Annotated in this window: 23 protein-coding genes; 10 read left to right on the top strand and 13 right to left on the bottom strand. The window is 70.6% G+C overall.

All coding sequences use genetic code 11. The annotated features are described in order from the left end of the window. Window positions 1-5 precede the first annotated feature (5 nt). Window positions 6-452 carry a 50S ribosomal protein L9 gene (gene rplI, locus ACZ6I1_RS06965; protein ID WP_360902748.1) on the top strand — a complete coding sequence of 149 codons (447 nt, stop codon included), beginning with the start codon at window positions 6-8 and terminating at the stop codon, window positions 450-452. Window positions 453-613: 161 nt separating this feature from the next. Here rplI and ACZ6I1_RS06960 read toward each other — a convergent pair whose 3' ends face one another. Next, a complete protein-coding gene (locus ACZ6I1_RS06960; protein WP_469283992.1) occupies window positions 614-1951 on the bottom strand; it encodes an MATE family efflux transporter in 1338 nt (445 codons plus the stop codon). A gap of 453 nt (window positions 1952-2404) precedes the next feature. Between ACZ6I1_RS06960 and dnaB the strand changes: the two genes are divergently transcribed. Continuing rightward, on the top strand, window positions 2405-3871 hold the full coding sequence (gene dnaB / locus ACZ6I1_RS06955) for a replicative DNA helicase (RefSeq protein ID WP_469284378.1): 1467 nt from the start codon (window positions 2405-2407) through the stop codon (window positions 3869-3871). Between the two features lie 9 nt (window positions 3872-3880). Beyond that, the gene (locus ACZ6I1_RS06950; protein ID WP_469283990.1) at window positions 3881-5266 is read left to right on the top strand and encodes a serine hydrolase domain-containing protein; all 1386 of its coding nucleotides are present in this window, start codon (window positions 3881-3883) and stop codon (window positions 5264-5266) included. A gap of 9 nt (window positions 5267-5275) precedes the next feature. On the opposite strand, the gene ACZ6I1_RS06945 is transcribed toward ACZ6I1_RS06950, so the two are convergent. The 3 genes from ACZ6I1_RS06945 to ACZ6I1_RS06935 are packed head-to-tail and all read right to left on the bottom strand — an operon-like array spanning window position 5276 to window position 7875. Beyond that, on the bottom strand, window positions 5276-6451 hold the full coding sequence (locus tag ACZ6I1_RS06945) for a winged helix DNA-binding domain-containing protein (RefSeq protein WP_469283988.1): 1176 nt from the start codon (window positions 6449-6451) through the stop codon (window positions 5276-5278). A 57-nt stretch (window positions 6452-6508) separates the two neighbouring features. Continuing rightward, on the bottom strand, window positions 6509-6970 hold the full coding sequence (locus ACZ6I1_RS06940) for a GNAT family N-acetyltransferase (RefSeq protein ID WP_469283985.1): 462 nt from the start codon (window positions 6968-6970) through the stop codon (window positions 6509-6511). Window positions 6971-6987: 17 nt separating this feature from the next. After that, window positions 6988-7875, bottom strand: coding sequence for a GNAT family N-acetyltransferase (locus ACZ6I1_RS06935; RefSeq protein ID WP_469283983.1), 888 nt, complete (start codon window positions 7873-7875; stop codon window positions 6988-6990). A gap of 156 nt (window positions 7876-8031) precedes the next feature. Here ACZ6I1_RS06935 and ACZ6I1_RS06930 point away from each other — a divergent pair, with 156 nt between their 5' ends. Further along, a complete protein-coding gene (locus tag ACZ6I1_RS06930; protein WP_469283981.1) occupies window positions 8032-8682 on the top strand; it encodes an HAD family hydrolase in 651 nt (216 codons plus the stop codon). A gap of 120 nt (window positions 8683-8802) precedes the next feature. Beyond that, window positions 8803-10011, top strand: coding sequence for a globin domain-containing protein (locus tag ACZ6I1_RS06925; RefSeq protein WP_469283979.1), 1209 nt, complete (start codon window positions 8803-8805; stop codon window positions 10009-10011). Between the two features lie 48 nt (window positions 10012-10059). On the opposite strand, the gene ACZ6I1_RS06920 is transcribed toward ACZ6I1_RS06925, so the two are convergent. The 5 genes from ACZ6I1_RS06920 to ACZ6I1_RS06900 all read right to left on the bottom strand — a co-directional run bounded on the left by ACZ6I1_RS06920 (window position 10060) and on the right by ACZ6I1_RS06900 (window position 13794). Continuing rightward, window positions 10060-10539, bottom strand: coding sequence for an NUDIX domain-containing protein (locus ACZ6I1_RS06920; protein ID WP_469283977.1), 480 nt, complete (start codon window positions 10537-10539; stop codon window positions 10060-10062). Between the two features lie 59 nt (window positions 10540-10598). Then, window positions 10599-11504, bottom strand: coding sequence for a LysR family transcriptional regulator (locus tag ACZ6I1_RS06915; protein ID WP_469283976.1), 906 nt, complete (start codon window positions 11502-11504; stop codon window positions 10599-10601). A gap of 177 nt (window positions 11505-11681) precedes the next feature. Then, window positions 11682-12854, bottom strand: coding sequence for a cystathionine gamma-lyase (locus ACZ6I1_RS06910; protein ID WP_469283974.1), 1173 nt, complete (start codon window positions 12852-12854; stop codon window positions 11682-11684). Beyond that, window positions 12851-13402: a low molecular weight protein-tyrosine-phosphatase gene (locus ACZ6I1_RS06905; RefSeq protein ID WP_469283971.1), complete on the bottom strand. Its 552-nt coding sequence runs from the start codon at window positions 13400-13402 to the stop codon at window positions 12851-12853. The genes ACZ6I1_RS06910 and ACZ6I1_RS06905 overlap by 4 nt, the downstream gene beginning before the upstream one ends. An 11-nt stretch (window positions 13403-13413) precedes the next feature. Beyond that, window positions 13414-13794, bottom strand: a complete 381-nt coding sequence (locus ACZ6I1_RS06900; protein ID WP_469283969.1) for a phage holin family protein — start codon at window positions 13792-13794, stop codon at window positions 13414-13416. Between the two features lie 89 nt (window positions 13795-13883). Here ACZ6I1_RS06900 and ACZ6I1_RS06895 point away from each other — a divergent pair, with 89 nt between their 5' ends. From ACZ6I1_RS06895 to ACZ6I1_RS06880, 4 genes are all read left to right on the top strand, one after another. After that, window positions 13884-14201, top strand: a complete 318-nt coding sequence (locus ACZ6I1_RS06895) for a cupin domain-containing protein (RefSeq protein WP_469283967.1) — start codon at window positions 13884-13886, stop codon at window positions 14199-14201. 162 nt (window positions 14202-14363) lie between these two features. Further along, window positions 14364-14594, top strand: coding sequence for a DUF5326 family protein (locus tag ACZ6I1_RS06890; protein ID WP_469283964.1), 231 nt, complete (start codon window positions 14364-14366; stop codon window positions 14592-14594). A 277-nt stretch (window positions 14595-14871) separates the two neighbouring features. Next, window positions 14872-15618 carry an IclR family transcriptional regulator gene (locus ACZ6I1_RS06885; RefSeq protein WP_469283962.1) on the top strand — a complete coding sequence of 249 codons (747 nt, stop codon included), beginning with the start codon at window positions 14872-14874 and terminating at the stop codon, window positions 15616-15618. 97 nt (window positions 15619-15715) lie between these two features. Beyond that, on the top strand, window positions 15716-16165 hold the full coding sequence (locus ACZ6I1_RS06880; RefSeq protein WP_469283960.1) for an SsgA family sporulation/cell division regulator: 450 nt from the start codon (window positions 15716-15718) through the stop codon (window positions 16163-16165). A gap of 158 nt (window positions 16166-16323) precedes the next feature. On the opposite strand, the gene ACZ6I1_RS06875 is transcribed toward ACZ6I1_RS06880, so the two are convergent. Further along, window positions 16324-17760 carry a YibE/F family protein gene (locus ACZ6I1_RS06875; protein WP_469283958.1) on the bottom strand — a complete coding sequence of 479 codons (1437 nt, stop codon included), beginning with the start codon at window positions 17758-17760 and terminating at the stop codon, window positions 16324-16326. 179 nt (window positions 17761-17939) lie between these two features. Between ACZ6I1_RS06875 and thiC the strand changes: the two genes are divergently transcribed. Next, the gene (thiC, locus tag ACZ6I1_RS06870; RefSeq protein WP_469283956.1) at window positions 17940-19727 is read left to right on the top strand and encodes a phosphomethylpyrimidine synthase ThiC; all 1788 of its coding nucleotides are present in this window, start codon (window positions 17940-17942) and stop codon (window positions 19725-19727) included. Between the two features lie 148 nt (window positions 19728-19875). On the opposite strand, the gene ACZ6I1_RS06865 is transcribed toward thiC, so the two are convergent. From ACZ6I1_RS06865 to ACZ6I1_RS06855, 3 genes are all read right to left on the bottom strand, one after another. Continuing rightward, window positions 19876-20682 (bottom strand): hypothetical protein, encoded by an 807-nt coding sequence (locus tag ACZ6I1_RS06865; RefSeq protein WP_469283955.1) that lies wholly within the window; start codon window positions 20680-20682, stop codon window positions 19876-19878. Between the two features lie 150 nt (window positions 20683-20832). Next, the gene (locus ACZ6I1_RS06860) at window positions 20833-22101 is read right to left on the bottom strand and encodes a metallophosphoesterase (protein ID WP_469284376.1); all 1269 of its coding nucleotides are present in this window, start codon (window positions 22099-22101) and stop codon (window positions 20833-20835) included. A 217-nt stretch (window positions 22102-22318) separates the two neighbouring features. Then, complete coding sequence (locus ACZ6I1_RS06855; RefSeq protein ID WP_469283953.1) at window positions 22319-23434, bottom strand: LacI family DNA-binding transcriptional regulator; 1116 nt, start codon at window positions 23432-23434, stop codon at window positions 22319-22321. Window positions 23435-23453 lie beyond the last annotated feature (19 nt).

Genomic DNA, 23453 nt, shown 5'->3' with positions numbered 1-23453 from the left:
GACTAATGAAGATCATCCTGACCCACGAGGTTTCTGGCCTCGGTGCCGCCGGCGATGTCGTCGACGTCAAGGACGGTTACGCTCGCAACTACCTGGTCCCGCGTGGTTTCGCGATCCGCTGGACCAAGGGTGGCGAGAAGGACGTGGCGCAGATCCGCCGCGCCCGCAAGATCCACGAGATCGCGACCATCGAGCAGGCCAACGAGGTCAAGGCCAAGCTCGAGGGCGTGAAGGTCCGTCTGGCCACCCGCGCGGGTGACGCCGGTCGCCTCTTCGGTTCCGTGACCCCGGCCGACATCGCCACGGCGATCGAGTCCTCGGGCGGCCCGAAGGTCGACAAGCGCCGCGTCGAGCTGGGCTCCCCGATCAAGACCCTCGGTTCGTACCAGGTCTCCGTGCGTCTGCACGCCGACGTGGCCGCGAACGTGGGCGTCGAGGTCGTCGCCGCCTAAGGCTGCGCACACGAAGGGCCGCACCCCGCTGGGGTGCGGCCCTTCGTCGTTGCCGGGTCCTGCGGGTCCTGCGGGAGCTCGGCCGATGTTTCACGTGAAACACGGCCGAGCCGGGGCGCATGTTTCACGTGAAACGGCGGATGTTTCACGTGAAACACCGTCTAGCGGGTGGCTCCCGCCACCAGCCACCGGCCCGAGCGGGCGCGCAGCTGGAGAGTGACCATCCGGACCAGCATCATCAGCGTCATGGCCCACCACAGCGTCGTCAGGCCGCCTCCCACCACCGGTACGAGGAGCGCCGCCGGGGTGAACAGGGCCAGCGTCACCAGCATCGCCCGCGCCAGGTAGCGGCCGTCCCCCGCACCCATCAGGACGCCGTCGAGAACGAAGACGATGCCGGAGACGGGCTGGGAGAGCGCGACGACCAGCAGGGCGGGCAGCAGGACGTCCTCGACCGCCGGATCGCTGGTGAACAGCGGGATGAACACGGGGCGGGCCAGGACCACCAGGAGGCCGAGCACGATCCCGGAGACGATCCCCCACTGCACCATGCGGCGGCAGACGGCCTTGGCGCCGTCGGTGTCGCCCGCGCCCAGGTAGCGGCCGATGATCGCCTGCCCGGCGATCGCGATGGCGTCCAGCGCGAAGGCGAGCAGGCTCCACAGGGAGAGCAGGATCTGGTGGGCGGCGATGTCGGCATCGCCCAGCCGGGCGGCCACGGCGGTCGCGATCACCAGGATGGCGCGCAGGGACAGGGTGCGGACCAGCAGGGGTGCGCCGGCCTGGGCGCAGGCCCGGATCCCCGCCAGGTCCGGTCGCAGGGAGGCGTGGTGCCGCCGGGCCCCGCGGATGACGACGACGAGGTAGGCGGCCGCCATGGCGCACTGGGCGATGACCGTGCCCCAGGCGGAGCCGGCGATGCCGAGGCCGGCGCCGTAGACGAGGAGGGCGTTCAGGCCCGCGTTGAGGGCGAAGCCGGCCACGGCGACGTAGAGCGGCGTACGGGTGTCCTGGAGGCCGCGGAGCACACCGGTGGCGGCCAGGACCATGAGCATGGCCGGGATGCCGAGCGCGGAGATCCGCAGGTAGGTGATCGCGTACGGGGCGACGGTGTCGGAGGCGCCGAAGACGGAGACCAGCCAGGGAGCGGCGGGCAGGAACACCGCGATGACGGCCGCGCCGAGCAGGAGGGCGAGCCAGATGCCGTCCATGCCCTGCCTGATGGCCGCCTGCAGGTCGCCCGCTCCGACCCTGCGGGAGACGGCCGCGGTCGTGGCGTAGGCGAGGAAGACGAAGACGCTCACGGCGGTGGTGAGCAGAGCCGCCGCGATGCCGAGGCCCGCCAGCTGGGGCGTCCCGAGGTGCCCGACGATGGCGCTGTCGGCCATCACGAAGAGGGGTTCGGCGACGAGGGCGCCGAAGGCGGGGACGGCGAGCGCGAAGATCTCTCGGTCGTGCCGTCTGAGCGCAGTCTTCGATGCGGCGGGGGCCTGTGTCATGTGCTCAATCTAATCTTCCACAGGTAATAGATGCAACCCTGTTTAGATCCTTACCAAGGCGCTGACTTGCGCGTTCCTCCCCACCCATTGGAGGCGATCTCGGAACCACGGCCAAGATTTTTCCGCAGCCGGCTCTTCCTGACAGGAAACCGCAGGTCAGAGGGGGTGGAAGGGTGGGGCGGGTGATTTTGTCCACAGCGTCGTCCCCTGGTCCGTGCACAGCTTCCGGGGACTTACCCACAGCATTGGCGCCGTCGTCCACATCTCATCCACACAGCCTGTGGATAACAAGATTGGCTGACGCCGCCGTCGGCCCTACCGTGGTGCGTTGCCCGACTCGCCGACAGCCGATTCGGGCGCCCGAAAATGTCAGAGCCGTGCCGTAGAAAGAGTGGCACGGCAAGGTCCGCGTTGCGGACGTGAGGAGGCGGCCCGGTGAGCATGCCCGAGCCCATGGACGACCCCTGGGCCGACAGCGGTCCGGGTGACCGTCTGCCGCCCCGTCCCCGCCGCAACACCGAAGGCCGCGGACGCGGGGAAGAGCAGCACGACCGGGGCCGCGAGGGCGGCTCCTGGGACGGCGGCGGTGCCGGCGGCTTCGAGCGCGTCCCCCCGCAGGACCTCGACGCCGAGCAGTCGGTGCTCGGCGGCATGCTGCTGTCCAAGGACGCGATCGCCGATGTCGTCGAGGTCCTCAAAGGCCACGACTTCTACCGGCCCTCGCACGAGACGATCTACCAGGCCATCCTCGACCTGTACGCCAAGGGAGAGCCCGCCGACCCGATCACCGTCGGCGCCGAGCTGACCCGGCGCGGAGAGATCAGCAAGGTCGGCGGAGCCTCGTACCTGCACACGCTGGTGCAGTCGGTCCCGACCGCGGCCAACGCCGAGTACTACGCGGAGATCGTCCACGAGCGCGCCGTCCTGCGCCGCCTGGTCGCGGCCGGTACCAAGATCACGCAGATGGGCTATGCGGCCGACGGCGACGTCGACGAGATCGTCAACAGCGCCCAGGCCGAGATCTACGCCGTCACCGAGCAGCGGACCTCCGAGGACTACCTGCCACTCGGCGACATCATGGAGGGCGCCCTCGACGAGATCGAGGCGATCGGGTCGCGCAGCGGCCAGATGTCGGGCGTGCCGACCGGCTTCACGGACCTCGACTCGCTGACCAACGGCCTGCACCCCGGCCAGATGATCGTCATCGCGGCCCGTCCCGCCATGGGCAAGTCCACGCTCGCGCTGGACTTCGCGCGTGCCTGCTCCATCAAGAGCAACCTGCCGAGCGTGATCTTCTCCCTCGAAATGGGGCGCAACGAGATCGCGATGCGCCTGCTCTCGGCCGAGGCCCGGGTGGCTCTGCACCACATGCGCTCGGGCACGATGACCGACGACGACTGGACCCGGCTGGCCCGGCGGATGCCGGACGTGTCCGCGGCCCCGCTCTACATCGACGACTCCCCCAACCTGTCGATGATGGAGATCCGGGCCAAGTGCCGCCGGCTCAAGCAGCGCAACGACCTCTCCCTCGTGGTCATCGACTACCTCCAGCTGATGCAGTCGGGCGGCTCGCGCCGTCCCGAGAGCCGCCAGCAGGAGGTCTCGGACATGTCCCGAAACCTCAAGCTGCTGGCGAAGGAGCTCGAGGTCCCCGTGATCGCGCTGTCCCAGCTGAACCGTGGTCCGGAACAGCGCACCGACAAGAAGCCGATGGTCTCCGACCTGCGTGAGTCGGGCTCGATCGAGCAGGACGCGGACATGGTGATCCTGCTGCACCGCGAGGACGCGTACGAGAAGGAGTCCCCCCGTGCGGGTGAGGCGGACCTGATCGTGGCGAAGCACCGAAACGGTCCCACGGCGACGATCACGGTCGCCTTCCAGGGCCATTATTCGCGGTTCGTGGACATGGCCAACACGTAGCATCCGATCATGGACGAGCTCTCTGAAGACCTGGACATCCTTCCCGGCACCCGGCGTGCGCTGCTGCACCGGATCGCCGTCGCGCAGAGCGAGGGACGGGCTCCGTCCGTGGTGGCGGCCGTGGTGCGCGGCGGCAAGGTGGTCTGGGAGGGCTCCCGGACCTCGGTGGAGGGTCACGGCCCGGACGGCAACGTCCAGTACCGGATCGGGTCGATCACCAAGACCTTCACCGCTGTTCTGGTGATGAGGCTGAGGGACGAGGGCCTGCTGGCGCTCGGGGATCCGCTGGAAAAGCACCTGCCGGGGACCGGCGCGGGTGAGGTGACCGTCGCCCAACTGCTGGCCCACACCGGTGGTCTGGCAGCGGAGACGCCCGGTGAGTGGTGGGAGCGCACTCCCGGTGCGCTGCGGCCCGAACTCGCCGACGTGCTCGGGGACGAGCCGTTCCGGCACGCGCCCGGGAGCCGGCACCACTACTCCAACCCCGGCTACACGCTGCTGGGTTCGCTGGTCGAGGCGCTGCGCGGTAAGCCGTGGGAAGAGGTGCTGCGGGCGGAGGTGCTGGAGCCGCTGGGGCTGGACCGGACGAGCGGGTCGCCGCAGGCGCCGCACGCGGGCGGCTGGGCGGTGCACCCGTGGGCGGACCTGATGATGCCCGAGCCGCTGGAGGACTTGGGGCTGATGGCTCCGGCCGGTCAGCTGTGGTCCACGACGAGGGACTTGGCGCGGTTCGCCGACTTCCTGCTGCGCGGTGACGAGCGGGTGCTGAGCGCGGACTCCGTACGGGAGATGCGCACCTCGGCGGCGCCGCCGGAGCCGGGCATCGCCGAGGCCGGCTACGGGCTGGGCATGCAGCTGACGGTCCAGGACGGGCGCCGGCTCGCGGGGCACAGCGGATCGCTCCCCGGGTTCGTCGCGGGGCTGTGGCTGAGCGAGGCGGACGACGTGGCGGCAGTGGTGCTGGCGAACTGCACCTCGGGGTTGCCGGCCTCGTCGGTGGCCGCCGACCTGGTGGCGGTCGTCGCGGACGCCGAGCCGCGGTTCCCGCAGCCGTGGCGGCCCTTCACGGAGGCCGAGCAGGTGCCGCTGGAGGTGTGCGGTACCTGGTACTGGGGGACGTCGGCCCAGGTGGTGCGGCTGAAGGCGGACGGATCGCTGGAGCTGGGGCCGGTCGGCGCGAGCGGGCGGTCCGCACGCTTCCGGGCGGAGCCGGACGGCACCTGGACCGGCCTGTCCGGCTACTACGCGGGGGAGACGCTGCGGGCGGTGCGGCGCGGCGACGGCTCGGTCAGCCACCTGGATCTGGCGTCCTTCGTCTTCACGCGGGAGCCGTACGACGCCCAGGGCCCGGTGCCCGGCGGGGTGGACCCGCAGGGCTGGCGGGGCATCGGCTGACGGTCCGGCTCAGGCGACGAGTTCACGCTCCAGCGGGGTGCGGAAGCGCGGGGTGATGCGGGCGTCGCCGACCCATGCGGCGAGGCGGGCGGCCTCGGCGGTGATCGCCTGCTCGGCGGCGCGGCCGGGGTCCGCCAGCAGCCGCCAGACGATCTCGCCGTCGCCGCGCTGGGCCCAGCCGCCGACGATCTCGCCGTTCCACCACACCGTGGGGCCGATGTTGCCGGCGTAGTCGAAGAGAGCGGGCCGGTGGGCGGGATCGAGGTGGAAGCCGCGGTCGGCCCAGCCCATGCCACTGGGGTCGAGGCCGGGCAGCAGGGCGGCCCAGGGTTCCGGTGCCGGTTCGGGGGCCGTGTCCCCGGGGCTGACGAGGGCGGTGGTCCCGTCCTCCAGGCGCACGTGGTCGGGACCCACCGCCGCGAGGGCCTTGCGTACGTCGCCGAGCGTCCAGCCCGTCCACCACTTGAGGTCGGCCTCGGTGGCCGGCCCGTACGCGTGGAGCCAGCGGCGTGCGATCTCGGCGCGTGCTTCGGCCGCCGGGACGGCGGGCCAGGGCTCGGTGTGGACCCAGCGGAACTGGCTCGAGGTCCACGAGCCGCGCGGGCGGTCGCGGCGGATCCGGCCGTCGGCGGCCAGCAGGCGGATGACGCGGGTGGCGACCCCGGTCTCGGTCTCGTACTTCTTGCCCCGGCCGATGGTGATCTTCCGGCGCAGGGCGGGGACGGCGGCGGACAGTTGGCTGCCGGTGCAGGGCCCGCCGCTGTCGAGGGCTTCGAGCGCCGCGGTCTCTGCCTGGGCCAGCCAGGCGGCGTCCAGTCCCTGGCCGTCCTCCTCGAGGTGCTTGAGGAGGGTGCGGCGCTCCTTGACGGCGATGGCGCGGGCGGTGGAGGAATCGACGTGCGGGGCGAGCCCGGTCGAGACGGCGAAGAGCGTGTTGCGCATGCTCAGCATCCGGACCAGGCTCACGTCCTCGTAGAGCGCCTGCTCGATCGTGCCCGCGCTGCCTTCCACGAGCCGGGCGCGGGCGGAGAGGAAGACGGTCGCGGCGTCGGTGGCGTGCAGGGCGACGACGGCGTCGGCGGTCTCGGGGACCGTTGCGGCGCGGGCCGAAGGAGCCAGTCGGTGGCGTCGGCCGAGGCGGTGGCGGCGCTCGGCGGTGGTGACGAGGGGCAGGCTGGGGCTCATCCTCCCGATCGTAGGCCGGGCCGCTGACACGACGGCCCGGCCTGCGGGTGCGGCCGGTCAGAGCTGCAGCTTGAACCCGACGTGGGAGGCGGCGAAGCCGAGCCGCTCGTAGAAGCGGTGGGCGTCGGTGCGGGTCGCGTCCGAGGTCAGCTGGACGAGGCTGCAGTGTTCGGCCCGGGACTTCTCGATCGCCCATTCGATGAAGCGGGTGCCGAGGCCGCTGCCGCGCTCGTCGGCGTGGACGCGGACGCCCTCGATGATGGAGCGGGTGGACCCCTTGCGGGAGAGCCCGGGGACGATCGTCAGCTGGAGCGTGCCCACGACGCGGTCCTCCCGGACGGCGACGACGAGGTGTTGGTTCGGGTCCTCGGTCAGGCGCTTGAAAGCCGCGAGGTACGGGGTGAGGTCGTCCGGGGATTCCCGGGTGGCGCCCAGGGGGTCGTCGGCCAGCATGGCGACGATGGCGGGAAGATCGGCCTCGGTGGCGGGACGGATGTCCGGCTCGGGGGCGTCGGTCATGGTGGGGTGTTCCTCTCTCAGCCCGCGGCCACGGTGAGCGGCGCCCAGCGGCGGGTCCAGTCGCCGGGCAACCCCGGGAGGCCTCGGGTCATGACGGCGTTGAAGGCGACGGATCCGAGACCGCGGTCCTTGAGCCAGGCGATGAGCTCCTCGTGCCGTACGTCGACGTCGGTGCGCAGCGGCCGGTCGGTGGTGGCGGCGAGGGCGGTGACGAGCTCCTGGGCTCCGGCGGTGTCGCGGGCGATCAGCGGGCCGATGACATGGGTCTCCATGTTGGGCCAGATCGCGGCGTAGCCGGTGAGGGAACCCGCCCGGTCCTCGGCGACGAGCAGCCGGTCGGTGAAGGCGGGCAGCCGGGTGATCATGTGGGTCCGGTCGGTGCCGAAGACCTCGGTGTCCAGCCGGAGGATCCGCGGAAGGTCCTCGGCGGTGGCGGGCCGGACGGTGGTGCTGCCGGCCGGCTCGGCCGCGGGGCCGGGGCGGAAGGCGCCCCTCAGCATCTCGGCGCGGCCGGTGGTCTCGAATCCGAGGTCCTCGTAGAGCGGGCGGCCGTAGGGCGTGGCGTGCAGGGTGAGCGGGACGCCCTTGAGGACGTCGTCGCAGACGTGGGTCATCAGACGGCGGCCGAGGCCCTGGCGGGAGTACCGGTCGGCGATGAGGACCATGCCGATGGCGGCGAGTTCGGGCTCCTCGCGCGTGCCGCCGTACCGGGTGACGATGCAGGCGGCAGCCAGTCCCTGTCCGTCCGGGGCGTCGATACCGAAGCCGCTTCCGGCGGCGAGCAGCAGTCTCCATTTGTGGTCTTCGCGGGGCCAGCCGCGGTCTTCGGAGAGGTCGGCGCAGTGGTGGAGATCGTCCATGGTCAGCGCTCGGATCGGCAGCTCGGTCAGGTGTGGAGGTGTCACCGACTCAGACTGGATCATGCGGTCGGGAGCCGTCCAGAGGATTTGGGACAGGGGTTTCACCGGGGTGTCTCCCAGCGGTGGCCGGGGGGAGAAACGGGCCGATGTTTCACGTGAAACATCGGCCCGGGTGGGGCGGACGGTTTAGCCTCGTTGGCTATGGCCACCCTGCACCTCTTCGACCTCGACGGCACCCTGATGTTCGGCTCCGCGGCGCCGGTCGAGATCTCCCGGCAGCTCGGACTGAGCGTCGAGATCGCCGAACTGGAGCGATCGTTCAGTGCGCGGGAGATCGGGCCGCAGCAGTTCTCGGTGGCCGCTCATGCGCTGTGGTCGGAGCTGACGCCGGAGCACGTCCGGGCGGCCTTCGACGGTTCCCCGTGGCTGAGGGGCATCCAGGAGGTGTGGCGGGAGATCCGGGAGCGCGGGGACTACTGCGCGGTGATCTCCTTGTCGCCGTCCTTCTTCGTGGAACTGCTGCTGGAGTGGGGGGCCCACGCGGCACACGGTTCGGTGTTCCCACGGGTGCCGTTCACCGGGCCGATGGAGGTGTCCGGGATCCTGACGCCCGAGGGCAAGGTCACGGTGGCGGACCGGCTGTGCCGGCGGTTCGGGGTGAGTCGCGGCGACTGCGTCGCGTACGGGGACTCGATGACCGACGCGGTGCTCTTCGAGGCGGTGCCGGTCTCGGTGGCGGTCAACGCGCGGCCGTATCTGGCGGACCGTGCCACCCACGTCTACGAGGGGCGGGACCTTCGGGAGGCCTACCAGCTGGTGGGCGGGGCACGCCCGGGAGTTGAGGCATCTTAAGAGGAAAGTGGGTTCGAAACGCGGAATTCCCGCATTTCCCCGCAGGCCTCCGGACCGGCTGGCACGCTGTAAAACCCGGAACCACGGATTCACAGACCGTGGCCTTGCAGACCGACCGAGATGCTCGAAGCGAGGCACCGCATGGACGCTCCGCCCACCAGATCGGCCCGAGGGGGGACAGGCCGGATACCCGCCGAGGGTGGTGCGGCCGAGCCCTCACCGGATGCCGTGCTGATCCGCCGGACCCTCGCGGACATCGCACCCGTCGCCGACAAGGTGACCTCGTACTTCTACGCCCTGGTGTTCACCGGGCACCCGGAAGTGCGCGGCATGTTCCCCGCCGCCATGGACGTCCAGCGCGACCGGCTGCTGAAGGCACTGCTGACCGCGGCCGAGCACATCGACAACCCGGCCGTCCTCACGCCCTATCTACGCCGGCTGGGCACCGGGCACCGCAAGTACGGAACCATGGCGGGCCACTACCCGGTGGTGGGCGAGGCCCTCCTCGGTGCGCTGGCCCGGTACGCGCAGGCGACCTGGGGACCGGAGGCCGAGGCGGCGTGGGTACGGGCCTACACCGCCATCTCCCAGATCATGATCGACGCGGCCGCGGAGGACGAGGTCACGAGCCCGGCGTGGTGGCAGGCGGAAGTGGTCTCGCACGACCTGCGCACTGCGGACATCGCGGTGCTGACCGTCCGTCCCGACCAGCCGTACGCCTTCCTGGCCGGCCAGTACGCCAGCCTGGAGACCCCGTGGTGGCCCCGGGTGTGGCGGCACTACTCCTTCGCCTCGGCGCCGCGCGCCGACGGACTGCTCTCCTTCCACGTCAAGGCCGTGCCCGCGGGCTGGGTCTCCAACGCCCTGGTGCGCCACGCCCGCCCGGGGGACGTGCTGCGCCTCGGACCCCCGGCCGGATCGATGGTGGTGGACCACACGACGGACAACGGGATGCTCTGCCTGGGCGGTGGCACCGGAATCGCCCCGATCAAGGCGCTGATCGAGGACGTGGCCGAACACGGTGAGCGGCGCCCGGTGGAGGTGTTCTTCGGGGCGCGCAGCGACCACGACCTGTACGACAAGGACACCCTGCTGGGGCTGCAGCGCTCACACCCCTGGCTGTCGGTGCGCCCGGTGGTCGGCGACTGGCTCGCCGGGCAGCTGCCGCAGGCGGTCGGCGAACACGGGCCGTGGAGTTCGTACGACGCGTTCATATCCGGGCCGCCCGCGATGATCCGCAGCGGAGTCGACGAGCTCAAGCGGATCGGGATCCCCGGCGATCGGATCCGCCACGACGCGGTGGAGGAACTGGCGGGCGTGGCCGGCTGAGACCGGCGGCCACGCCCGCACCGGCCCCAGCCTCGGCCGGCCGCCGTCTCAGCCCAGGTCGGGGGCGTGCATGGCGCGCACGCCCTCGATGTTGCCGTCGAGGTAGTGCCGCAGGGACAGCGGAACGAGGTGGACGGCGGCGATGCCCACCCGGCTGAAGGGCACGCGGACGATCTCGTACTCGCCCTCGGGATGGTCCATTTCGGGACCGTGCCGCTGGCTGGGGTCCATCGATTCGAGGTGGCAGACGAAGAAGTGCTGCACCTTCACGCCCGTCACTCCCCCGTCGGCGATGTGCTCGACGGTGTCGACGAAGCAGGGCACCACATCGATGATCTTCGCGCCGAGTTCTTCGTGGACCTCCCGGTGGAGGGCGTCGACGACGGTGGCGTCCGAGGGCTCCACCCCGCCTCCGGGAGTGAGCCAGTACGGATCGACGCCGGGCTTGGTGCGCTTGATGAGGATCAGGTCGTCACCGTCGAGCAGGATCGCGCGGGCGGTGCGTTTGACCACGGGACGTTCGGTCATGGGAGAAGAGTGGCCCACGGCTCCCCTTCTGAAACGCGCCACGGGCCGGAAAGCGGGGCTCACCAGCGTGCGGCGGCGTGCAGCAGCCGTTCGTGGGCGCGGGCGAGGTGGGCGAGGGAGAGGCTGCCGGTCCGCACGACGAGGAACCAGGTGCGCAGCGGAGGCACCGGGGGATCCGCGAGGGCCACGATCCGGCCGCTGTCGAGGGCGTCCTGGCACAGGTAGCGGGGCAGGACCGCGAACCCGGCACCGGCCTCCACGCATGCGAGCACCGCCCGCAGATCGGGCGCGACCACGCTGGCGGCGGCGTCACCGGCATCGGGCCGGGCGTCGAAGACGGCGGCCCAGTAGCGGGTGACGAGGGGCAGGCTCTCGTGGACCTCGACGAACGGAATCCCCGCGAGAGCGGCGGCACCGGCTTCGCGTAACCGGTCCGTGCCGATCAGCGCGGCCCAGTACGGCGCGGCGACCAGCACGTGCTCCTCGTCCCACAGCGCCGTGGCGGTGAAGAGCCCGCCCCGGGGGCGGGCGGTGGTGACCACAAGGTCGTGGTGGCCGGAGGCGAGTCCGTCGAGGGCCTCCTCGGCGCCGGTCTGGAGTGCGGCGCGCAGGGTGTGGCCCTGGCCGACCAGGGGCGCGAGGGCGGGCAGTACGCGCAGGCACAGGAACTCGGGGGGCCCGGCGACGTGCAGGGTGCGCAAGGCGCCGGCGGTCACGCGCTCGGCCTCGGTGATCCGCAGCAGCGCGTCGAGGTGCGGGGCGGCCTTGTGGGCGAGCTCGTCGCCCATGGCGGTCGGTGTGACACCGCGGGCCCGCCGGTGGAAGAGCGGGCGGCCCAGCTGGCGTTCGAGCGTGCGGATCTGCGAGGTGACGGCGGGCTGGGAGAGCCCCAGGAGCGCGGCCGCCCGCGTGAAGGAACCCGCCCGGTGTACGGCGACGAAGGTGCGCAGCAGGGACAGGTCCATCGCGGCACCTCTCGGTGGGGGCCTTCAACTATAAATATGCCGATAGCCCCCTGTCGTTACCGTGATTGGACTCTGACGCTGAGTCAACTAGCCTTGTCACGTGGTTCTTCGCCGACAGAACCCGAAGGCGGTCCGAGCCACGAGGGGGGAGGCTCGGACCGCCCTTCCCTGCCCGTTTCAGCCGCCTTCGGGCGCCGGGAGTGCGCGGTCGAGCGCGCGCAGGACGTCCGCGACGAGATCCTCGGTGTCCTCCGCGCCGGCCGAGAACCGGATGAACCCCTCCGGCACGGCGTCGCCGCCCCACCGCCCGCGCCGCTCGGCGGTCGACCGTACTCCGCCGAAGCTCGTCGCGTCCTCGACCAGGCGCAGGGCCGCCATGAAGCGTTCGGCGTGCGCGCGGCCCGGCAGCGTGAAGGAGACCACCGACCCGAAGCCCCGCATCTGCCGGGAGGCCGTCTTGTGGGACGGGTCCGAGGCCAGGCCCGGGTAGCGCACTGCGGTGACCTCGGCGCGGTCGCCCAGGGCCTCGGCGACGGCCAGTGCGTTGGCCCACTGGCGCTGCGCGCGCAGCTGGATGGTGGCCAGGGAGCGGTGGGCCAGCCAGGCCTCCATCGGGCCCGGGATCGCTCCGACGATCTTGCGCCACTGCCGGACCCGGGCGGCGAGTTCCGGGTCGCGGCATACGACGTAGCCGAGCAGCAGATCGCCGTGGCCGGTCAGGCCCTTGGTGCCGCTGGCGACCGAGAAGTCCGCGCCGAGCTCGAGCGGCCGCTGGCCGAGCGGGGTGGCCAGGGTGTTGTCGACGGCGACCAGGGTCCCGCCGGTGTGCGCCGCTTCCGCGAGGCGGCGTACGTCGCACACGTCGAGCCCGGGGTTGGAGGGGGTCTCGATCCACAGCATGCGGGCGCCGTCGATCACGGCGAGCTGGGCGTCGTCCCCGGTCGGGGCGGTGCGCACGTGGATTCCGTAGGCCTCCAGCTGCTCGCGGAGCAGGGGCAGCGCCTGGTAGCCGTCGTCGGGCAGGACCACGGTGTCGCCGGTGCGCGCCTGGGAGAGCAGGACCGCGGAGACGGCGGCCATGCCGGAGGCGAAGACGACGGTGTGCACGTCCTGGCCGGGGGCTTCCAGTTCGCCGATGGCCCGTTCCAGGAGGGTCCAGGTCGGGTTGGTGTCGCGGCCGTAGGTGTACGGGCCTTCGACCTCGCCGGGGAGGTGGAAGTGGGCGGCGAACACCGGTCCGGGCAGCGGCGGCTCGTTCTTGACGGGTTCGGGCAGCCCGGCGCGGACGGCTCGGGTGCCGTCGCCGAGCCGGGCGGTCCCGTGGGCGTCCTCGTACGTGTCCTGGTTCATGCGATCTGCTCCTCGGCGGCCTCGTGCACGTCCTTGAGCGCGGTCTCGCGCACGTCCTCGCGCACGTCTTCGCGCACGGCCTCGCGTACGGCGTCCAGCAGACCGGGGCTCGCCGCCTCGACGAGCTCCAGGCACTCCTCGAAGCCGTCCAGGGAGCCGTAGTACGGATCGGGTACGTCGCCTTCGGCGGCCGTGGCTGCCGGGTCGTAGGACCGCAGCAGCCTGACCTTCGCTGCGTCCTGCGGAGTGGGGGCGAGCGCCCGCAGATCCCGAAGGTGCCCCGCGTCGAGCGCGATGACGAGGTCGAGGCGGTCGAACCAGGAGGCCCGGAACTGCCGGGCCCGGTGGTCCTGCTCGTACCCGGCGCCTTCCAGGACGGCGACGGTGCGCGGGTCGGCGCCGTCACCCTCGTGCCAGCCGCCGGTGCCGGCGCTGTCGACCTCGACCACGTCGCCGAGCCCGGCCTCGGCGACGTGCGCGCGGAAGACCGCCTCGGCCATGGGGGAGCGGCAGATGTTGCCCGTGCAGACGAAGCACACGCGGTACATGGGCGGCCTGTTCACTTCTTGTCGGGCAGGACCATGTTCACGGCCCAGGAGACGACGGAGATGATCAGACCGCCGACGACCGCGGTCCAGAAGCCGTCGACGTGGAAGCTGAGGTCGAGCTGCTTCGCCAGCCACGAGGTCAGCAGCAGCATCAGGGCGTTCACAACGAGGGTGAACAGGCCGAGGGTGAGGATGAAGAGCGGCAGCGAGAACAGCTTCACCACGGGCTTGACGATGAAGTTGACCAGGCCGAACACCAGGGCGACCAGGATGAGGGTCAGCGTCCGGCGGCCCATGCTGCTGCCGTCGTCCAGGGTGATGCCGGCGAGGAGCCAGATGGCGACGGCCAGGGCTGCCGCGTTGGCGAGCGTCTTGACTACGAAATTCGTCATGTGTCTGATCGTGGCAGAGAAGATCCCGGTGGGACATCCGCAGATCAGCGGATGCGAGGGAACGATCGAGTACAAGGGGCACAACAACGATGAAAGCCTTCCGGCTTGACGAGCTCGAAGCGGAGCGGGCCGCCAACGACGGCGCTTATCTGCAGTTCGTACGCGAGCGGAACATGTCGGTCGGGCTGTACGCCCTCGACGCCGGACAGAGCGACCCGCAGCAGCCGCACGGCCAGGACGAGGTGTACTTCGTCGTGAGCGGCCGGGCCTCGATCACGGTCGGCGAGGAGACCACGACGGTGGCGCGCGGCAGCGTCGTCTACGTGCCGGCCGGGGTCCCTCACAAGTTCCACCACATCAGCGAGGACCTGCGGGTGATGGTGGTGTTCTCCCCGCCGGAGGGCTGAGCGGCTCCGCGGCGGACGCGCGGGATGAGGGTCGCGGCCCCGGCCCCCTAGGGGGCGGATCAGGGGCCTGCGGGGGCTCGCGGGCCCCCGCCCGGCTCCGCCGCCTCCTAGCATCGGGAGCAGGAAGTCACGGACGCAGAAGACGAGGAAGAGGTCGAGGACATGGACGGCATCCGAGAGGTATTCGCAGGCATGCCCTGGTGGGTCAAGTGGGTCGCGGTCCCGCTCCTGGCGCTGTTCGTCTTCGGCGGTGTGATCACGAGCGTCCTTGGCGCGCTGATCTCGTTCGTCTTCAAGCTGCTCCTCTTCGTCGGCCTCGTCGGCGGCCTGATCTTCATGGTGAAGAAGTTCCGCGGCAGCGGCTCAAAGTCCTCCACCTCCGGTGAGTGGTAAAGGAATCGGACCTGACGATTCCGGATTGGGCCAGGCGAGGGAACGTGGTGCGCGAAACCGCTCACACCACAGGAATCGGTGGATAGAGTGGCAATCTGTGCCGTTCCCTGGGCACCGAAGTCCGGTACTGCCGCTCTGAACTGCGGTTGTCTCACATAGGTGCTGAGCACGACCCCCAGGACTCACGGCACGCGCGGGGGCGGCCCCCGCAGGGCGGGCCCCCACAGCCCGCCGCCATGCCTGGGGGTGAGCTTTGTCTTCGGTTCACAACGCCGGTGTGCCGACGCTGATCGGTTCGGTGCAGCGGGCGCTGAGGCTGCTCGAAGCGGTCGGTTCGCACAGCGAGGGAGCCCCGGCGAAGCAGCTGGCGCGCGAGGCCGGGCTCCCGCTCCCCACCGCGTACCACCTGCTGCGGACCCTGACCCACGAGGGCTATCTGCGCCGGGAGAGCGGAGTCTTCGTCCTGGGCGACGCGGCGGGGCGGCTGGCCGGCGGGGGGCTCCAGCAGAAACGTCGCAGCATGATCCTCGACTCGCTCGCGCACTTCCGCGACGCCGTCGGGGCGCCGGTCTACTTCGCGATGTTCCGTGAGGGTGAGATCGAGCTGCTGGGCGTCTCGGACACCCCGGCCAACCCGGCCTGCGAGGAGTGGGCCGACTTCCGTGCGACCGGTCACGCGCACGCCATCGGGCAGTGCCTGCTCGGCCAGCTCGACGAGAAGACGCGCAAGGACTACTACGACCGGCACCCGGTCGAGGCCCTCACCCCCTACACCGTGGCGGATCAACGGTCCTTGGAGCACCGGATCGCATCCCTGGAAAGAATGCAGCCGGTGATCGAGCGACAGGAATATGCCTTGGGCACGGTATGCGCCGCCATTCCGATTACCGCAGGCGATGCGGCCGCGACCATGGCGATTTCTCTCCCCCTGCACCAGGAAGATCGGTTGCTCTGTGTGGTCAATCGACTACGGAGTGAAGTAGGCGCGCTGTTGAGCACCCTCTCGTTCTCTATCAGTATCTGAAAACTCACTCCTTGTGATCTGCTAGCGCTTCCACCACTCTTGTCAAGAGGGCCCTGGGGGATCATTCCTGGCCACTTCCACTACAGCGGGGTAGGCAATGCGCGAGTCGGTACAGGCAGAGGTCATGATGAGTTTTCTCGTGTCCGAGGAGCTCTCGTTCCGGATTCCGGTGGAACTCCGGTACGACGCTCGTGATCCCTACGCAGTCCGCCTGACCTTCCACCTTCCCGGAGATGCGCCCGTGACCTGGGCGTTCGGCCGGGAACTCCTCCTCGACGGCATCAACAAGCCGTGCGGTGACGGCGATGTGCACATCGCCCCCACCGATCCCGAGGAGCTGTCCGATGTCCATATCCGCCTCCAGGTCGGCGGCGACCGGGCTCTGTTCCGCGCCGGCGCGGCGCCGCTCGTCGCGTTCCTCGACCGCACCGACCGGCTCGTTCCGCTCGGCCAGGAGCGGAACCTGGGCGACTTCGAGGAGAACCTTGACGAGGAGCTCGGCAAGATCCTCGCCGAATCCCGGCAGAACGAGCAGAACGCGGGCTGACCAGCCGGCGCACCACGTGGGGGAGTCCGCTGACCACGGGCGTTCCCCCGTACGTCCTCCGGGGCGACCCACGGGATGACGGGCTCAGCGTGCCGACGCGCTGAGCGCCCGTTCCCTCCCGGCCTCCCGAACCCCGGCCTCCCGGACCCCGAACACCTTCAGCGCTTGCGCCGACGGCCCCGGCCGCCGCGGACCGGTGCCGAGACCGCTCCGCTGTCCGGGGTACCCGGCCGGTCGGCCGAGACGACCAGAGCGGCCAGCGCCGTCGTCACGGGGACCGAGGCCACGAGACCGATCGAGCCGACGAGAGTCCGTACGATCTCCTCCGCGACCAGCTCACTGTTCGCCACCGAACCCATGCTGCTGTTCGCGATCGAGAACAGCAGGAGCAGGGGGAGTGCGGCGCCCGCGTACGCCAGCACCAGCGTGTTGACCACCGACGCGATGTGGTCGCGGCCGATCCGGATGGCTGCCTTGTACAGGGCCCGCGGCCCCATCGAGGGGTCGGCCTGGTGGAGTTCCCAGACCGCCGACGTCTGGGTGACCGTCACATCGTCGAGCACGCCCAGTGATCCGATGATCACGCCTGCGAGCAGCAAACCGCTCATGTCGATGTCCGGGTAGAGCCCGTGGATCAGACCCGTGTTGTCATCGGTGTTGCCGCTGAGGAACGCCCAGCCGATGAACAGCGAGCCCAGCAACCCGATCAACAACAGCGATACGAGCGTGCCGAGGACCGCCACCGACGTGCGGGCGGTGAGTCCGTGGCACATGTAGAGGGCGATGAGCATGATGGCGCTCGCCCCGATCACCGCGACGACCAGCGGGTTCGACCCCTGCAGGATGGCCGGGAGGATGAAGAGGGTCAGCACGCCGAAACTGACGACCAGCGCGATCAGCGCGAACAGCCCGCGCATCCGGCCGACTACGACGACCGCGACGGCGAAGATGCCCGCCAGCAGCGCCATGGGGAACTTGCGGTTCACGTCGATCACCGAGTACTGGAGGTCCCGCGGGGCGTCCGGCGCGTACGCGACCACCACCTCCTGACCGTTCGCCAACTGCCGCGGCGCGCCCGGCTGGACGATCTCGATGAAGGTGCGGCCCTGGTCCGGCCCGGTGCCGACCTTCACGGTGGCCTTCTTGCACTCGCCGGTCTGCGCGGCCTGGGCCTCGCGGCCCTCGGGGGTGGACGTGTCTCCGGTCGGCGGCACCTGCGAGGCGTTCACCGATTTGCAGTCGACGTGCTCGAGCGAGACGACCGTGCCCTGCTGGGTCTGGCGGTCGAAGCCGACGCCCGAGCGCTCGTGCGCGGGGGCGCCGCCCGGCCAGAGCACGGCCATTCCGATGAAGACGGCGGCGGCGAAGGGGATCAGTACGGCCGCGATGACCTTGCGCAGGTGCTTCGAGACCGGGGCCGCCGGACCGTGGGCATGGCTGTGGGCATGGCCGGCGGAATGCCCGGAATCCGAGTGCCCGGCGCCTGAGTGTCCGTGGCCCGTGTGGCCGGTGCGGCCGGTGGGATCCGAGGGGTCGGTGGGGGGCTGCGGCGAGGTCGTCACTGGCAGATCATCGCAAGAGATGAGGGGGCCCACTGTTCAGCACGCCCTAGATGACGCTAGCGTGGGGGCACCTTTGCACAACGCGGGAGCTCGGAGCACCGGGCTGAGAGGGCGCTGATCACCGTACGAGCATCACGGATGCGTACGGGAAGAGGCTGCGCCGACCGCCGAACCTGTTACCGGGTAATGCCGGCGTAGGGAGATCAGGTCTCATGACCATTCAGGACGCACGCACGCCTGCCGCCGGCCAGGACGCCGACGGCCAGACCGAGCGCCAGCCGGGCTGGCACAAGGGCTACGTGGCGGGCTCCCGCCCCGACATCCGGGTGCCGGTCCGCCAGGTCCACCTCACCAACGGCAAGGACGTGACGCTCTACGACACGTCCGGGCCGTACACCGACCCCCAGATCGAGACCGACGTGCGCCGTGGTCTCGCGCCGCTGCGCGAGAACTGGATCATCGGCCGCGGAGACACCGAGGAGTACGCGGGCCGTCCCGTGCGCCCCGAGGACGACGGAATCAAGCACACCTCGCCGCGGGGCGGGCTCAAGAACCTCGACGCGGTCTTCCCGGGCCGCCCCCGCCAGCCCCGCCGGGGCCGTGGCGGCGCCGCCGTCACGCAGCTCGCGTATGCCCGCCGGGGCGAGATCACCCCGGAGATGGAGTACGTCGCGATCCGGGAGAACGTCTCCCCCGAGGTCGTCCGCGAGGAAATCGCCGCAGGCCGCGCCGTGCTTCCGGCAAACGTGAACCACCCCGAGATCGAGCCGATGATCATCGGCAAGCGGTTCCTGGTGAAGGTCAACGCCAACATCGGCAACTCCGCGGTCACCTCCTCCATCGAGGAAGAGGTCGACAAGATGACCTGGGCGACCAAGTGGGGCGCCGACACGGTCATGGACCTCTCGACGGGCCGCAACATCCACACCACGCGCGAGTGGGTGCTGCGCAACTCCCCCGTCCCGATCGGCACCGTCCCGCTCTACCAGGCGCTGGAGAAGGTCGACGGCCGCGCCGAGGACCTGACCTGGGAGATCTACAAGGACACGGTCATCGAGCAGGCCGAGCAGGGCGTCGACTACATGACGGTGCACGCCGGCGTGCTGCTGCCGTACGTGCCCCTCACGGCCCGCCGTAAGACGGGCATCGTCTCGCGCGGCGGTTCGATCATGGCCGCGTGGTGCCTGGCGCACCACAAGGAGAACTTCCTCTACACGAACTTCGAGGAGCTCTGCGACATCCTCGCGACGTACGACGTCACGTACTCGCTGGGTGACGGCCTGCGCCCCGGTTCCATCGCGGACGCCAACGACGCGGCGCAGTTCGCGGAGCTGAAGACGCTGGGCGAGCTGAACACCATCGCCAAGCGGCACAACGTGCAGACGATGATCGAGGGCCCGGGCCACGTCCCGATGCACAAGATCAAGGAGAACATCGACCTCCAGCAGGAGATCTGCGAGGAGGCGCCGTTCTACACGCTCGGCCCGCTGACCACGGACGTCGCGCCCGCGTACGACCACATCACCTCCGGCATCGGCGCCGCGATGATCGCCTGGTGGGGCACCGCGATGCTCTGCTACGTCACGCCCAAGGAGCACCTGGGCCTGCCCAACCGCGACGACGTCAAGACCGGCGTCATCACGTACAAGATCGCCGCGCACGCAGCGGACCTGGCGAAGGGGCACCCCGGAGCCCAGGAGTGGGACGACGCGCTGTCGGACGCCCGCTTCGAGTTCCGCTGGGAGGACCAGTTCAACCTGGCCCTCGACCCCGACACGGCCCGTGAGTTCCACGACGAGACCCTGCCCGCCGAGCCGGCCAAGACCGCGCACTTCTGCTCCATGTGCGGTCCGAAGTTCTGCTCGATGAAGATCTCGCAGGACATCCGCCGCGAGCACGGCGGTGACCTCAAGGCCGAGGAGATCCAGGCGGGCATGGCGGAGAAGTCCGCGGAGTTCGCCGCCTCGGGCAACCGCGTCTACCTGCCGCTGGCCGACTGACGCACCGCTCACGCGCGAGGGCACCGCTCCACGGCCGGTCGAGCCGGGGGCGGCGCCGTCGAGCTGGGGGGCGGCCCCGTCGAGCCGGGGGGCGCCGTTGTTTCACGTGAAACATCGACCGTGAAACACCGACGGCAGTCGACGGGGTCTATCGCGGCCCGTGTTCCGGGCCGCCGAAGTCCGGACTCGAGAAGTCCGGCGGCGTGTAGCCGGGCCGGGGTCCCTCGGAGGGGGATCCCGGACTGGTGAAGTCCGGAGCCGTATACCCCAGGTGGGGTATACGGCTGCCGCGTCTGCGAGGGGCCGGAAAACCCTGTCCGGCGCTCGGGTCGGCCAGCGCGTCGCGCAGGAACGGCATGATGCCGCGCTCCAGCAGTGCGTGCCGCCAGGCTTCGCGGGCCTGCGCGACCTCGTCCGGTATCGCCTCGGCCCCGTCCGCGGCCACCTCGGTGGATCTGTTGCGTACGGCTGTCACCAGCAGGCCGATCACGGCGAAGACCAGGGAGGCGGCGGTGAGCACGCCGAAGAACGAGCCCGCCGTCAGCATGGTGTCGGCGAAGGCCGGCTCGGGTTCGATCAACTTCAGGATGTAGCCCACCAGCAGAAAGATCAGCATGGCGGCGCCCGCCAGGACGGGGGCGAGGACAGCGATCACGGCGCCGAGGCCCGCGCCGCCCTGTCCGCCGGCCTCTTCCCCGTTCGTCCCGGGCGTGGAGAGGGCCACGTCGCGCCGTTCCTCGCGGACCTTCACGTAGTGGTCGTATTCGGTGGCGGCTGCTGCTGTCAGCAGGGCGCTGGCCCCCAGGGCCATGGTGCGCAGCTGTTCGGCGTTCAGCCGTTCGCCGAGGGCGGCGAGCTCGGGCCGTTCGTGTGCGGTGCGCAGCGCCTCGTCGAGGAGCCGATCGAACTCCGGTCGGTCTTCGGTCAGCAGGTGCGGAGCGCTGGTCATGTGCATCCCCCGATGCTCCGTGGAGGCCGGTTTGCCCGCGTAGACCCGGGCGCCGGCACAAACGGAGGAGAGCCTGCTACGGATAGAGCGATGGTAGAGGGCCCACACCGCAGGTTGACAGGGGCTTTGCAGAAATACCCCCTGCGTGACAAACCCTCAGTCACTCAAGGGAAGTTGCACGACGAGCAGCTTGCCCGCCATCGTGACGCCGCCGTCCATCGCGATGGCGAGCCCTTCCGCGTACACGTGCGGGCCGTCCACGGCCTCCGGCCCACGCGACTCGTCACCGTCCTCGGTGCCCACTTCGCCGAGCAGGTAGGGGATGGGGCTGTGCCCGTGCACGACGCGGCTGCCCCCGTAGGTACCGAGCAGTTCGCGTACGGCCCCGGGGCCGGTCTCCTCGTCGCGGAAGGCGAACCGCTTGGTGAACTTGCGGAAGAGGTCCCAGGTGATGTCGGCGTCGTTGCGGTTGAGCAGCTCGTGGATGGTGTCGTTGACGTCTTCGATCGAGTCGCCGTAGTCCAGGTAGGCCGTGGTGTCGGAGTGCAGGAGCAGGTGCCCTTCCTCCAGGACCGCCGCGTCCAGCCGGGACATCCACTGCAGGTGCACGTCCTGCAGGCGCTCCATGTCGGTGCGCTGGCCGCCGTTGAGCAGCCAGGCGGCCTGGAAGGTGGCGGTGCCGGCGCCGGAGGAGACCGGGGTGTCTCCGAACCGCTTGGCGCCGATGAGCAGCAGCTCGTGGTTGCCCATGAGGGCCTTGCAGTAGCCGCCGGCGGCCGCCGCCTCGGCGGACAGCCGCATGACGAGGTCGATCACGCCGATGCCGTCGGGGCCGCGGTCGGTGAAGTCGCCGAGGAACCAGAGCCGGGCGTTGCCGGCGGACCAGCGGCGCTCCGCGTCGATGAGACCCTGGGCGTGGAGTTCGGTGACGAGTTCGTCGAGGTAGCCGTGGACGTCGCCGACGACGTAGAGCGGGCCGGGACCGGCGGCCGCCGGTTCCTGGGGCACGTACTGGACCTGCACGGTGTCGCCGGGGCCGCCGAGTGCGCCGCGCCCGATGACGGGCAGGTCGCGGTGGGTCGGCGTGTAGCCGCCGAGGTCGTCGTCCTCGGGTGCCGGCTCCGCGTCCTCGTGCACGTCGCGCGCTTCGTACGGCTCGTGGGCCGTGTACGCCTCGCGCTGCGGTGCGGGCGGTGCGGCGGGCCGCGTGGCCGGCTGCGGCGTGTAGCCCGGCTGCGGGGGTACGCTCCGTGCGCCGTCCTCGTAGTACGCCGGGTACTCGCCGTAGACGGGGGCTTCATCGGGCAGCCCGGCGGATACGGCGTACGGAGCGGGTTCGGTGACCGGCACCCGGAAGTCCCGCAGCGTTTCCGTCCGCATCGCGGGTCCCTGACCGGCCCCCTGAGTCATCGACCCCTCCACCACCGTCGCGCTGCCGTACACCTGCGGACCCTCCTGACCTCCAGGGAGGAGGGTCCGTGATGTCGTGCGCCCATCATAGGAATGCGGTTCGCGCTGTGTGACGCACCAGGGGTGGTGAATCCTCTCCGGAACCAGTCGTTCCTACCACTTTCTCCCGATATCTGTGTTCCTGGAATCCTGGGCGGAGCCGCTGGCACCGCCCAGGATGCGGTGCGGCGGGTCAGTCCTGTGCCGGGGAGCGGGGCGGACTGACGGTCGTACGGGGCTGCCTGCGCAGCGACGAGGTACGGATGATGAGCTCGGTCGGGACGACCTGTTCGACGGGGCGTCCGGTGTCCACCCCCTCGATCGCGTCGATGAGCAACTGCACGACGGCGGTGCCGATGCGGCGCGGTTTGAGGGAGAGGGTGGTGATGGGGGGTTCGGTGTTGGCGTACACGGTGGACTCGCTGCAGCACACGAGCAGCAGGTCCTCCGGAACGCGCAGGCCGTAGCGCCGGGCGGCGGCGAGCAGGTCGGTGCCGTTGGGGTCGAAGAGCCCGTACACGGCGTCGGGCCGGTCGGGGCGGGCGAGGAGCCGGTCCGCGGCCACGGCGCCCGCGCAGGGGTCGTGGGCGGGGTAGGACTCGTAGACCGGGTCCTGTCCGACGCGCTCGCACCAGTTGAGGTAGGCGGTGGTGGAGAGCCGGGTGTAGGTGTCGGTGGTGGTGCCGGTCAGCAGCCCGATCCTGCGGGCCCCGGCGGCGGCGAGGTGGTCGAGCAGGCCCAGTACGGCGGCCTCGTGGTCGTTGTCGACCCAGGCGGTGACGGGGAGGGAGCCTGCCGGGCGGCCGTCGGAGACCACGGGCAGGCCCTGACGGACCAGTTCGGTGACGACGGGATCGTGGTCGGAGGGGTCGATGACGACGGTGCCGTCGAGGGCGACGTTGGACCACACGTCGTGTCGGGACGTGGCGGGGAGGATGACGAGTGCGTAGCCGCGGGCCAGCGCGGCCGAGGTGGCGGCCCTGGCCATCTCGGCGAAGTAGGCGAATTCGGTGAAGGTGAAAGGTTCATCCCCGTACGTCGTCACGGTCAGGCCGATGAGGCCCGACTTGCCCGTACGGAGGGTTCGGGCGGCGGCGGACGGGCGGTAGCCCAGTCTGTCGGCCACTTCGCGAACGTGGCGGCGGGTGGCGTCAGGCAGCCGCCCCTTGCCATTGAGCGCGTCGGAGACGGTTGTGATGGAGACGCCCGCCGCGGCGGCCACGTCCCTGATGCCTGCCCGGCCCTGTCGGCCGGCGGCCCGCCGGGTGGTCTCGGTCCGGCTCACCTGATGCTTCCCTGCTGCTGTCATGGCGAGCCGATAGTAGGGC

Source organism: Streptomyces sp. NPDC046303, assembly GCF_055588085.1.
Note: the sequence above shows the minus strand (reverse complement) of the source record. Positions and strands in the feature narration are given on the sequence as shown.

Coding starts and splice junctions, on each gene's coding strand:
- ACZ6I1_RS06920 (WP_469283977.1), bottom strand. CDS start 10,539: ATGACCGAACGTCCCGTGGTCAAACGCACCGCCCGCGCGATCCTGCTC.
- ACZ6I1_RS06880 (WP_469283960.1), top strand. CDS start 15,716: ATGCGCGAGTCGGTACAGGCAGAGGTCATGATGAGTTTTCTCGTGTCC.
- ACZ6I1_RS06900 (WP_469283969.1), bottom strand. CDS start 13,794: ATGACGAATTTCGTAGTCAAGACGCTCGCCAACGCGGCAGCCCTGGCC.
- thiC (WP_469283956.1), top strand. CDS start 17,940: ATGACCATTCAGGACGCACGCACGCCTGCCGCCGGCCAGGACGCCGAC.
- ACZ6I1_RS06865 (WP_469283955.1), bottom strand. CDS start 20,682: ATGCACATGACCAGCGCTCCGCACCTGCTGACCGAAGACCGACCGGAG.
- ACZ6I1_RS06855 (WP_469283953.1), bottom strand. CDS start 23,434: ATGACAGCAGCAGGGAAGCATCAGGTGAGCCGGACCGAGACCACCCGG.
- ACZ6I1_RS06915 (WP_469283976.1), bottom strand. CDS start 11,504: ATGGACCTGTCCCTGCTGCGCACCTTCGTCGCCGTACACCGGGCGGGT.
- ACZ6I1_RS06945 (WP_469283988.1), bottom strand. CDS start 6,451: ATGAGCCCCAGCCTGCCCCTCGTCACCACCGCCGAGCGCCGCCACCGC.
- ACZ6I1_RS06895 (WP_469283967.1), top strand. CDS start 13,884: ATGAAAGCCTTCCGGCTTGACGAGCTCGAAGCGGAGCGGGCCGCCAAC.
- rplI (WP_360902748.1), top strand. CDS start 6: ATGAAGATCATCCTGACCCACGAGGTTTCTGGCCTCGGTGCCGCCGGC.
- ACZ6I1_RS06905 (WP_469283971.1), bottom strand. CDS start 13,402: ATGTACCGCGTGTGCTTCGTCTGCACGGGCAACATCTGCCGCTCCCCC.
- ACZ6I1_RS06960 (WP_469283992.1), bottom strand. CDS start 1,951: ATGACACAGGCCCCCGCCGCATCGAAGACTGCGCTCAGACGGCACGAC.
- ACZ6I1_RS06925 (WP_469283979.1), top strand. CDS start 8,803: ATGCTCGAAGCGAGGCACCGCATGGACGCTCCGCCCACCAGATCGGCC.
- dnaB (WP_469284378.1), top strand. CDS start 2,405: ATGGACGACCCCTGGGCCGACAGCGGTCCGGGTGACCGTCTGCCGCCC.
- ACZ6I1_RS06910 (WP_469283974.1), bottom strand. CDS start 12,854: ATGAACCAGGACACGTACGAGGACGCCCACGGGACCGCCCGGCTCGGC.
- ACZ6I1_RS06950 (WP_469283990.1), top strand. CDS start 3,881: ATGGACGAGCTCTCTGAAGACCTGGACATCCTTCCCGGCACCCGGCGT.
- ACZ6I1_RS06940 (WP_469283985.1), bottom strand. CDS start 6,970: ATGACCGACGCCCCCGAGCCGGACATCCGTCCCGCCACCGAGGCCGAT.
- ACZ6I1_RS06890 (WP_469283964.1), top strand. CDS start 14,364: ATGGACGGCATCCGAGAGGTATTCGCAGGCATGCCCTGGTGGGTCAAG.
- ACZ6I1_RS06930 (WP_469283981.1), top strand. CDS start 8,032: ATGGCCACCCTGCACCTCTTCGACCTCGACGGCACCCTGATGTTCGGC.